Source organism: Streptomyces sp. XY431, from assembly GCF_001279805.1.
Classification (GTDB): Bacteria; Actinomycetota; Actinomycetes; order Streptomycetales; family Streptomycetaceae; genus Kitasatospora; species Kitasatospora purpeofusca.
On the sequence record NZ_LGDO01000142.1, the window covers coordinates 1 to 10,405 of the forward strand.

Annotated in this window: 8 protein-coding genes and 1 tRNA gene; 4 read left to right on the forward strand and 5 right to left on the reverse strand. The window is 74.1% G+C overall.

The window, feature by feature from the left end:
- Positions 1-249: 249 nt before the first annotated feature.
- Positions 250-1,005: a GOLPH3/VPS74 family protein gene (locus tag ADK60_RS17295; protein WP_030393500.1), complete on the reverse strand. Its 756-nt coding sequence runs from the start codon at positions 1,003-1,005 to the stop codon at positions 250-252.
- A gap of 298 nt (positions 1,006-1,303) precedes the next feature.
- On the opposite strand from ADK60_RS17295, the gene ADK60_RS17300 reads away from it, so the two are divergent.
- Positions 1,304-3,622, forward strand: a complete 2,319-nt coding sequence (locus tag ADK60_RS17300; protein WP_053647040.1) for a D-alanyl-D-alanine carboxypeptidase family protein — start codon at positions 1,304-1,306, stop codon at positions 3,620-3,622.
- Between the two features lie 49 nt (positions 3,623-3,671).
- Here ADK60_RS17300 and ADK60_RS17305 read toward each other — a convergent pair whose 3' ends face one another.
- Both ADK60_RS17305 and ADK60_RS17310 read right to left on the reverse strand, forming a co-directional pair.
- A complete protein-coding gene (locus ADK60_RS17305) occupies positions 3,672-4,610 on the reverse strand; it encodes a YhjD/YihY/BrkB family envelope integrity protein (RefSeq protein WP_234371125.1) in 939 nt (312 codons plus the stop codon).
- Between the two features lie 151 nt (positions 4,611-4,761).
- Positions 4,762-6,327: a glycosyltransferase family 39 protein gene (locus ADK60_RS17310; RefSeq protein WP_079008447.1), complete on the reverse strand. Its 1,566-nt coding sequence runs from the start codon at positions 6,325-6,327 to the stop codon at positions 4,762-4,764.
- Positions 6,328-6,526: 199 nt separating this feature from the next.
- Between ADK60_RS17310 and ADK60_RS17315 the strand changes: the two genes are divergently transcribed.
- A tRNA-Arg gene (locus tag ADK60_RS17315) sits at positions 6,527-6,599 on the forward strand.
- Between the two features lie 117 nt (positions 6,600-6,716).
- Here the strand turns inward: ADK60_RS17315 and ADK60_RS17320 are convergent.
- Positions 6,717-7,625, reverse strand: a complete 909-nt coding sequence (locus ADK60_RS17320) for a phosphatase PAP2 family protein (RefSeq protein WP_053647043.1) — start codon at positions 7,623-7,625, stop codon at positions 6,717-6,719.
- A gap of 397 nt (positions 7,626-8,022) precedes the next feature.
- Here ADK60_RS17320 and ADK60_RS17325 point away from each other — a divergent pair, with 397 nt between their 5' ends.
- Both ADK60_RS17325 and ADK60_RS17330 read left to right on the forward strand, forming a co-directional pair.
- Positions 8,023-8,994 carry a sigma-70 family RNA polymerase sigma factor gene (locus ADK60_RS17325; protein WP_030393495.1) on the forward strand — a complete coding sequence of 324 codons (972 nt, stop codon included), beginning with the start codon at positions 8,023-8,025 and terminating at the stop codon, positions 8,992-8,994.
- Between the two features lie 171 nt (positions 8,995-9,165).
- On the forward strand, positions 9,166-9,444 hold the full coding sequence (locus ADK60_RS17330) for a hypothetical protein (RefSeq protein ID WP_063783175.1): 279 nt from the start codon (positions 9,166-9,168) through the stop codon (positions 9,442-9,444).
- A gap of 54 nt (positions 9,445-9,498) precedes the next feature.
- Here the strand turns inward: ADK60_RS17330 and mscL are convergent, their stop codons facing one another.
- Positions 9,499-9,918 carry a large conductance mechanosensitive channel protein MscL gene (mscL, locus tag ADK60_RS17335; RefSeq protein WP_053647045.1) on the reverse strand — a complete coding sequence of 140 codons (420 nt, stop codon included), beginning with the start codon at positions 9,916-9,918 and terminating at the stop codon, positions 9,499-9,501.
- Positions 9,919-10,405 lie beyond the last annotated feature (487 nt).

A 10,405-nucleotide genomic window follows, 5' to 3' on the forward strand; every position in this document is an offset into this window, starting at 1 on the left:
CCCGGCGACTTACGTCGCGGGCGACCGCCCCTTCTCACTGCCTGGTGATGCCGGTTGCTCGGCGCCCCTGTGGGGCGTGAGCGGTTCGGCGTGCGCTGCCGTGTGCGCTGGTGCGCGCTCGGCGCACGGGGTGGTTCGGGTGCCCGCGGGACCGCGGGCCGAGCAGGGGGCCCGGACGGGGGCCCGGATGGGGGTCCGGGCCCGGGTCCCGGTGCGGTCCCCGGCGGGCGTCCGGCCTCGGCGGGAGCCTCAGCGGACGCCTACACGGGATGCCGCGACCCGGCCGCCGCCGCTGCCGCGCCCGGCCGCCGAGCGTTGACCGGCCCGGCCTCCCGAGCCCGACGGCGCCGCAGTTGCCTGGGCGGAACGGTTCTGCTGGCTCGGCAAGCCGTTCTGCACGTCCATCACGGCGTGCGCGACCATCCCGCCCAGCGGGTCGTAGCGGATCAGATCGCGCAACCGGGACCGCGAGGACCGGCCCTCGTTGCCCGGGTAGAGGTGCTTGCCCAGACCGACCGAGTGCGCCAGGGCGGCGAGCGCGGCCGTCCGCGGGTCCGGCGGCACGCCGGTGCGGATCGCGGTGTCCAGTCGCTGCTTGATCGCGGCGTTGGTGCAGTCGTCCGACGCCTGGTAGCGGATCGTGGGCAGCACCCCGCACACCTGACCGGGCACGGCGGTCACCATGCCGCAGCGCTCCAGGTGTGCCAGGTAGGTCTGCCGCAGCCCCAGCCGGGGCCCGCCGATCCAGTGCGTGGCGCGGACCGGGCTGCCGCGTCGCCGCAGCAGCTCGAGCGCATGGTCGAGTGTCGGGTCACCGGTCGGCCGTGGGAGCACCACGGCGATTCGGTCACCCTCAGGAACGATCCGTCCGGCCAGGGACAGCTCGACGAGCTGTGCCCCGGCGAGTCCGAGGTCGAGGGTCTGCGGCTGCGCCGTGGTGCCCGTGGCCGGGTCCAAAGCGAGCAGCAAGAGCTCCTCGGGAACAGTTCTGCGGCTCTTGCCCATCCAAGCCTCCCCGCGTGGATGGGAAACAGCGTGACGCCTCTCACACGGGCTTGTCGAGTACGCCTCCGAATCGTGACCTTGCGATCGACCGGGGGAACCACCCGTGGCGGGACCGGCGTCTGACCGTTGAACAGGCCGCGGTGCGGCCGTGCCACGGTAATAACCGCCGGTCGGGCGGGGTGTGGGCGACTGGATCGGTCGCCGGTGGCGGAGACTGTACAGGTACACGGGGCGGGGTACCGGCTTCCCGAAATCGGGTCGGCCGGTGCCCCGCCGGGCGTTGAGGAGGCTGGGTTACGTGGGCGAGTCCCCCGACAGGGTGCTGCGGGACGGCGATCGGGCGCGGGAACGGGACGGCGAACCGGCCGGGGCCGCCGCGGCCGAGGAGGCGGCCGCGCCGACGGTGGACCGGGCGGCGGACGGAGTGGCGGACGGGGCGGTGGAGCCGGAGCCGGGCACCGCCGCCGAGCCTGCGGACGCCGTCGGTGCCCCGTCCGGCGACACCCCGTCCGGCGACTCTGGCGATGCCCCGTCGGGCGACTCGTCCGGCGACTCGGGCGATGCCCCGGAGGGCGCCCCGGACTCCGTCGAGGGCGGATCGGGCCGGCCGGCCAAGCCCGCCACGGTGCAGCTGCGCGTCCGGGATTCGGACACCCGGACGACCGCGCTGCGGATGCCCGTGGACCAGGCGACCACCGCGCTGCGGATGCCGTCGGACGACGCGACCACGGCGCTGCGGATGCCGTCCGACGACGCCACCACCGCACTTCGCCTGCCGAAGGAGCCGAACAGGCCGTCCGGGGCCACCGCGATCGGTTCGGCCGAGCGGGCGGAGGAGGTCGACGGGGCCGGGTCCGGCACGCCGGACCGCCCGACCGGCGCCGACCCCCGTCTCGCCATTCGGACGTCGCCGACGGTGGCGGCCGGGTCCACCGGTCGCACCGAGGCCGAGGCTGAGGCTGAGGCCGAAGCGGAACCCGCCGAGGGCGACGCGGACACCGACGGGCAGCCGGCGTCCGCGTCCCAGGCGTCCGCGTCCCCGGTGACGGCGGCGGCCGAACCGGCGGAACCCGCCACCGCAGCCGCGCGGGCCGAGAAGTTCGAGAAGCGGGAGGACGCCGAACGGACCCGGATGCTGCGCCTCCCCGCCGCCGCGGGCACCGTCCCGAAGCCGCCCGCCCCGAAGCCGGTCCCGGAGCCCGACCCGGTGCCCGAGCCCGAGCCTGGTCCGGCTCCGGAGCCGCGTCCCGCCCCGGCCCCCGCGCCGCCCGCACCCGAACCGCTGCCCCTGCCCGAACCCGCGCCGCTGCCCGCGCCCGAACCCGCGCCGCTGCCCTTCCCGGAGTCCACCTCCGAGGCGATGGACGTGCTGGCCACGCTCAACGGCCGGCCGGTCTCGCCGCTGCGCCGCGCGCTCAAGCGGATCACCATCTGGACGATCTTCCTCGCCGTCGTCCTCGGCGCGGCGGTCACCGCCCAGCTGCTCCGCCCGCTGCCGGACACCAAGGTGCGGATGACCGCCGCCGGCGGCTTCGGCTTCGCCGGCGACCCGCTCGACCTGGCCTGGCCCGCCAAGGGCCAGTCGGCCGCCGGGGTGGTCGGGGTCGGCAGCCTGGGCAGCTCGGGCCCGGAGACACCGGCCTCGATCGCCAGTGTCACCAAGGTCATGAACGCCTACCTCATCCTTCAGGCGCACCCGCTGAAGAAGGGCGAGGGCGGTCCGAAGATCACCGTCGACAAGCAGGCCGCCCAGGAGTCCGGCAACGTCGACGAGTCCCGGGTCACCCTGACCGAGGGGCAGCAGCTCAGCCAGTACCAGGCGCTGGAGCTGCTGATGCTGCCCTCCGCCAACAATGTGGCCCGGCTGCTGGCGCGCTGGGACGCCGGATCGGAGGAGGCGTTCGTCAAGAAGATGAACGACACCGCCGCCGGGTTCGGCATGACCAACACCACCTACACCGACCCGGCCGGCTTCAACGCCGAGACCAGGAGCACGGCCAAGGACCAGCTGAAGCTGGCCGAGCAGGTGATGCAGGACGAGATCTTCCGGCAGATCGTGTCGACCCCGGACACCACCTTCAACAACCAGAAGATCTCCAACACCAACACGCTGATCTCACCCAAGAACGGCATCATCGGCGTCAAGACCGGCTCCAGCACCCCGGCCGGCGGCTGCCTGATGTGGGCCGCGTACAAGGACGTCGCCGGTGTGCGGCGGCTGATCCTCGGCGTCACCCTGGGCCAGCCGGCGACCGCCGCCGAGCCCAGCATCCTCAAGGTGGTGCAGAGCGTCAGCGCCAAGCAGATCCAGGCGGCCCAGAACGGGCTCACCGGTCAGACCCTGGCCAAGCAGGGCGACGTGGTCGGCCGGATCGACGACGGCCTCGGCGGTTCCGTCCCGGTCGTCGCCGCGCAGGACCTCTCGGTGGCCGGCTTCCCCGGCATCACCGGCACCCTGGTGCTGGACCCGCTGAAGGTCGGGCACCGGGTGACGGCCGGGACCCAGGTCGGTGTGCTGCGGTCCGGTGAGGGCGCCAACAAGGTCGAGGTGCCCGTCGTGCTGAAGTCCGACCTCGCCCCGCCGTCCATCCTGGCCCGGCTGACCCGGGCCCTCTGAGGTCCACCGGCCCGGGCACGGCGTCCGGGCCGGTGGGGCAGGACCGCGCTCAGGCGCGCTTCCCGCCCCACCGGCCCGGCTCGGTGCGCGAGCCCAGGAACTCGGCGACGACCTCCTCCTCGGCCACCACCCGGCCCAGCGCGATCGCCAGCGTCACCCCGGTGAACACCACGATCAGCCAGGACAGCGAGGTGAACACCACGCCGTAGGGGCCGAACTGGCCGATGCTGCGGCTCATCGCGCTCGGCAGGTAGACCCGCGAGGCCACCCCGACCCCCACCACCGCCACCCCGCAGAGCACCGCCCCCGGCAGCAGCGGCAGCCAGCGCACCCGGTTGCCGAGCAGCAGGTGCTGGGTCCACCACCAGAGGGCCGTCGCCCCCAGGAAGGTCAGCGGGACGCCGAGCCAGGCGCCCAGGCCGAAGCCGTCCCGGACCGGGGTCTGGCACACCAGGCAGACCAGCCAGACCATCAGCCAGACCAGCCAGCGCCAGGCCGCCACCCTGGTCCCCGACTTGGGCAGCTCCCAGCAGCGCTCGCAGACCCGCTGCATCGCCCGGCTCAGCGCCGTCGCCGAGAGCAGGGTCACCAGCGCGCCGATCACCCCGAAGCTGGTGTCCTCGTGGTGGGCGGTTCCGAGCAGCTGCTGGACGGACTGCGCGGCCGAGCCCTGCAGCCCCAGCTCCTTGCGCAGCGATTTCACCAGCCCGTCCCGGACGGCCGCGGGGGTGAACACCGCGACCACGAACAGCGCGGGCAGGGCGCTCAGGAAGGCCTGCGCGGCCAGCCGGGTCGCACAGTCCAGCAGGTTCACCCGGAGCAGCTGGCGCAGGGCGCGGCCCACCATCGGGACCTGCTGGGGCAGCTCGCGGGCCGAACCGGCCAGGGCCGTCGACCGCTGCTTCCACCGGTCCGTACGCCGGGCCGCCGGACGTTCCGGCGGCGGGGTCCGCCGCTCGGGAGGCTGCTCGCTCGGCTGCTCGCTCACGGACGGTCCTCCCGACCTGGTCGCCGTGCTCCATGGTCGCCCGGGCCCCGGCCCGCCGCATCCGGGCCACGCCTCACCACGCGGGCCGGCGACCCCGCGGGCCGGCGACCCCGCGGGCCGGCGTCCCGCAGGCCGGAGTCCCGGGTGGGGGTCAGCGGCCGGCGCCGGTCCCGTCCAGCAGTGCGAGCGTCATTCCGCCCAGCGGCGTCACCTGCTGCGGCGGGCCGAACCGGCCCCGCAGGGCGGCCGCCTCGCCGTCGGGCACCTCGGCGAGCGGATCGGTGGTGTCGCCCAGCACGACCAGCCAGGTGCGCGTCCCGGCCCCGGTGCAGTCCGCGGGCTTCGGGCACGGTATCGGGAAGAGGTCCCCGGCCGGGACGGCTCCGCTCGCCACGAACAGGGGATACGGCCGCACCTCCTCCGGCAGGTAGTAGGAGACACCGGGGCCGACCATCGACCAGGCCTGGCCGCCGATCGGCACGGCCAGTCCGTCCCCGGGCCGGTAGCCGGCCGCTATCAGCCGGGCCACCTCCTGGTACGGCTCCTTGGACTGCGCGTGCGATCCCGGGTAGCGCACCAGCGACTGCCGGGGCAGCGCCGCCGCCCCGGTCACCGCCACCACGCCGACCGCGAGCACCAGCCCCGCCGCCCGCAGCTCGGGCCTGGTCCGGCCGGGCTTGGCCGCGGCCGTCACCGCCGCGTACACGGAACCGACCCCGCAGCCGGCCAGTGTCGCCCAGGCGGGGACCGTGAACAGCAGGTACCGGTCGAGGAAGTACGAGGTGGAGCCGCGCGAGATCACCCAGACCGACAGCACCGGCAGCACCGCAAGCAGCAGCAGCCGCAGCGCCGGACCGCGCCGCCCGGGCAGCACCAGGGCCAGCACCGCCAGCACCAGGAAGACGTGGAACACCCGGGCCGAGCCGAACAGCGGCTCGCCGAAGTGCCACAGCTGGTCCACGCTCGGCCGGGCGAGCCAGCCCAGTTGCCGCTCCGACTGCTGACGGCCGAGGAGGGCGACCGGCAGCACCGCCACGACCAGGGCGGTGATCACCACCGCCAGGCGGACGAGCAGCCGCCGCAGGTCCGGACCGCGGGTCCCCCAGAGCTGGGGCGCGACCAGCGCCGCCTGCCCGGCCAGGGCGCTCAGGGAGACCAGGTGCGCGGCGCCGGCCACCGCCATCGCCAGGCCGTAGGCGATCCACCGCCACGGCGTCGAGCGGTCCAGCGCGCGCAGCAGGAACCAGGTCGCGGCAGCGACGGCGCAGGTCACCAGCGCGTAGGAGCGTGCCTCCTGCGCGTACCGGGAGACCAGTGGCACGGTCGCGAAGAGCAGTCCGGCACAGGTGCCCGCGACCCGGCCGCCGAACAGCCGCGCGGCGGTCAGCGAGGTGAACGCGGCGGCGCCCGCCATGGCCAGCACCGAGGGCAGCCGCAGCGCCGTCGCCGAGTCGCCGAACAGCGCGATCCAGCCGTGCAGCAGGACGTAGTAGGTGCCGTTGCTGGCGTCGACGTGCTGCAGCATCCGCAGCAGTTCACTGAGCGGTCGGACGGCGGACGTCCAGCTCGCGACCTCGTCCCGCCACAGGGTGGGGGTCCCCAGCCGGTAGGCGCCGACGACCAGCATCACCAGCGTCGGGACCAGCCAGGTCGCCGGCCCGGCCACCTGTATCGCCCGGCGGACGGATCTCTCGTACCACCGCTCGCGCGCCACCATCTGCCGCCCCCGCCTCTGTCCACCGGCCGGACGGCCCCGGGGCCGAGGGCCGCCGAGTCCCGTCCTCCCAGGCTAACCGGCGGCTCTTCCGCAGGCCGGGCCGCCCCCGGCCCCGCTGACTCGCCGTCGGCCCGTCCGCCCGGGCCCGTCCCCGCCCAACCCTCCCCGACGATCCGCTAGGCTGTCAGCGGTCTTCCCCGCCTCAGTAGCTCAGGGGATAGAGCACGGCTCTCCTAAAGCCGGTGTCGCAGGTTCGAATCCTGCCTGGGGCACAGCGCCGGTTCCGGCGGACGACGTAGTACGCGGGCCCCCTCGGTTTCGACCGAGGGGGCCCGCGGCGTTCCGGTGAGCGGTTGTCAGCCGGGGGTGATCGTCGGCGTGGAAGGCGCTCAGCGCAGGAGGCCGTCGGGCCGGTCGGGGACGGGGTCGGCGGCGGGCCCGGCCACGGGGTGGTCGGAGGCAGCGGCCGGGGCATCGTCGGAGGGGGCGTCCGGGAGGTCGTCCCCGAGGTCGCCCGCGAGGTCGCCCGAGGGGTCGGTGTCGCGGGGCGGCCGGGCGGGGGAGACGAGGACCCGTTGGACGCGGGGGCGGGTGCGCCAGTCCACCCGGCGGAAGTCGCGGGCGAGGGCGCCGGGGCGGGCGAGTTCGACGATGACGGTGACGGCGCCGAGGACGATTCCGGCGGCGAGCCAGCCGGCCAGGACGTCGGTGGTCCAGTGGACCCCGAGGAAGACCCGGGAGGCGCTGATCGCGAGGACGGTCAGTGCGGCGGTCGTGCAGGCGGTGCTCCGGCCGGCGTGGCGGGCCCGGGGCCAGATCAGGCCGACCAGTACCGCACAGGTGATCACGGAGGCCATCGCGTGCCCGGAGGGGAAGGCGGGACCGTCGGCGTGTGCGACCGGGTCGGAGAAGGCCGGACGGTGGCGGCCGAAGGAGAGCTTCAGCATCCACTGGCCGCCCCAGCCGATCAGGGTCTGGGCGGCCACCCAGCCGGCCAGGGTCCGGGCGCCGATCAGCCAGAGCCAGAGCGCGACGGCGCCGAGGACGCTGCGCATGGTGATCGTCCCGCCGATGTCGGAGAACATCTGCACCGAGGCGGTCCACACGGTGTGATCGGCCGCGTAGCGGTGCAGATCGCCGGTGAGCTCGCGGTCGAACCGGGCGAGCGGGCCCCAGCCTGTCTGCACCAGGGCCGCGAGGGCGGCGAACAGTCCGGCGCAACAGACCGCGAGTGCCGCGTGCCGGAGCAGGTGGCGATCACGCGCGGTGATGGTGGGCGAGCTGTTGGTCAGGTGCATGGCTGTCACCTTCCCAGCCGCCTGTGCCGAGCGCGCGGTGCGGTGATAGCGATTTGGCATCTTTTGTGCGGAGGACCTGCGTGCGCCGGTGCGGGAGCGCGGGTCCGCGCGGGAACGCGCCCGGCGCCGGCGGGGTTGTGCCTGGCGGGGGCCGTGCGCGGGGTGCGCCGGAACGGTCCCGCAATGGCACCCGCGGTGCCCCTTCGGTCACCCTCCGTTCGGAATCGGGGATAAATCTCGCAGGATACTGCATCCCTGGAAGAATCAGAGCGACTTGGGAATGTTGTCCGGAATCTGTTCGTTGGATCGTTACGTGTGAGCCCCTCGGGGCCCGCACATCGTGCCCTCCTGGGGGCAGGCAGCCCAGACCTCGGCAACACCAGCAAAGGGAGCAAGCATGGCCACCCGTGCCGTCGTTCGCGACAGGGCCGACCGGACTCGCGCGGCCCGCCCGACCAACTTCGAGGCCGACCGCGACCTGGTCGGCATGTATCTCGACGAGATCGCCAGGACACCCCTGCTCGATGCCGCCGAAGAGGTCGAGCTCTCGCTGCGGATCGAGGCCGGCGTGTACGCCCAGCATCTGCTGGACGAGGGCGGGCTCCCCGAGGGCGTGCAGCGCGAGGAGCTGGAGGCGATAGCCGAGGACGCCGAGCGCGCCAAGGACGTCTTCATCCGGTCGAACCTCCGTCTCGTGGTCGCCGTCGCCCGGCGCTACCCGCGCAGCGGCCTGCCCCTGCTGGACCTCATCCAGGAGGGCAACGCGGGTCTGGTCCGCGCGGTCGAGAAGTTCGACTACGCCAAGGGCTTCAAGTTCTCCACCTATGCGACGTGGTGGATCCGCCAGGCCATCACCCGGTCGATCGCCGACCAGTCGCGCACCATCCGGCTGCCCGTCCACCTGGTCGAGGAGCTGGGCCGGATCCGGCGGGTGCAGCGGGAGAAGTCGAAGGAGCTGGGCCGCGAGCCCGAGCCGGCCGAGATCGCGGCCGAGCTGGACACCACCGAGACCCGGATCAAGGACGTGCTGGACTGGGCGCGCGACCCGGTCAGCCTGAACATGTCGGTCGACGACGAGGGCGAGACCCAGTTCGGTGACCTGGTCGAGGACACCGGGGCGACGTCCCCGGAGGACGCCGTGATGGTCATGCTCCGCCGCGAGGAGCTGGACGGTCTGATCGGGCGGCTGGACGACCGGACGGCGTCGATCATCCGCTCCCGGTACGGCATGGAGGACGGCCGCGAGCGCACCCTCACCGAGGTGGGCAAGCAGCACGGGCTGACCCGTGAGCGGATCCGCCAGATCGAGAAGCACGCGCTGGCGGAGCTGAAGAAGATCGCCGACCATGCGGGCTTCGAGGCCGCGTAGCGGAGGTGGACGGAGACGTGGGACGCAGGCGGGGGCAGGTGCGGCCCGGTGGGCCCGGTGCGGAGCGGTCCGCGCCGGGCCCACCGTCGTCCCCGGGCCGCCCCGATGCCTTCTAGGCTTGGTGGGCAGGGCGGAAGGTGGCGGGGGACGGCGAGAGCGGTGGAGAAGACGATGGCGAAGGACACGACGGACGGCCGGCCGGCCACGGAGCCCGGGACGGAGCCCGGCACGGAGTCCGGGACGGCGAACCAGCCGGCGCAGGATGCCCCGAAGGCACAGCCGGGTGCGGACGCGGCGGCGAAGGCGCGGCTGATCTTCGGCGACCCGCTGGACCGGCAGTCCCGGGACGACACCGACACCGGGTGGGGCGACCGCCCCGGCGCCGGGGAGAGCGGTGGACGGGGGCTGGACTGGTACCTGAGCCAGCGCCCGCCGCACCACGGGGACTGATCCGGGGGGAGCAAGGGACGGCCGGGCCCCGGGCGGGCCGGGGCGCGGCGGGGTTCAGACGGCCCGGGTGACCAGGGCGTCGCGGATCTCGGTGAGCAGCAGGACCTCCTTGGCCTCGGCCTCCGCCTGGACCTCGGCCGGGGTCTTGCGCCGGGCGGTGTACCTGGTCATCGGCAGGATGAGGCAGAAGTAGACGACGGCCGCGGTGATCAGGAACGACAGGGCCGCGCTGAGCACGCTGCCCCAGAGGATGGGGATTCCGGACGTGACCACGCCGGTGGCGGTCACCTCGCAGGGCCCCTTGAGGCAGGAGCTGTAGGACGCGAGGTCCTTGGCCCCGAACGCGCCGACGATCGGATTGATCACGCCTTTGACGAAGGCGTTGACGATGCTGGTGAAGGCCGCACCGATGACCACGGCGACGGCCAGCTCGACGACGTTTCCGCGCAGCAGGAATTCCTTGAAGCCCTTCATGCCGCGTGAACGACGAAGTCGCTCTTCGGTTACGGGTGATTTCCTCCCCCCTCCGCCGGACAACCCGTCCGGCCGACCGGCGGTGCCGCTTCCGGCGTTCGCGGGTCCGCCCAGGCCGGTCCGAGCGCGAGTGCGGCCGCCACCGCGAGGAGCAGTACGGCCGGTACCCGGGGGCCGGATCTCAGCAACTGTCGGAGTCGGCCGCGCAGGCCGGACCGGCCCCCGATCGGCGGGAACGAGGGCACCGGCTGCCGGGGCGGAACGGTCGGCGCGGGGAGCGGCGGGATCGGCAGCGGACGGGGCGACAGGGCGGGCGAAGCGGTACGCACGGGCACCTCCACGGTCGGGTTCGGGGCTTGCGGTGCCCACTCTGGGCCGCCCGCGCGCCCGCCGGAACTCCCTTTTCCGAACCTGTGGAAAACCCGGGCCTGTGGACGGCGGGACCCACCCGCAGGGGTGAACCGACCCGCCCGGCGCTGACAGGACC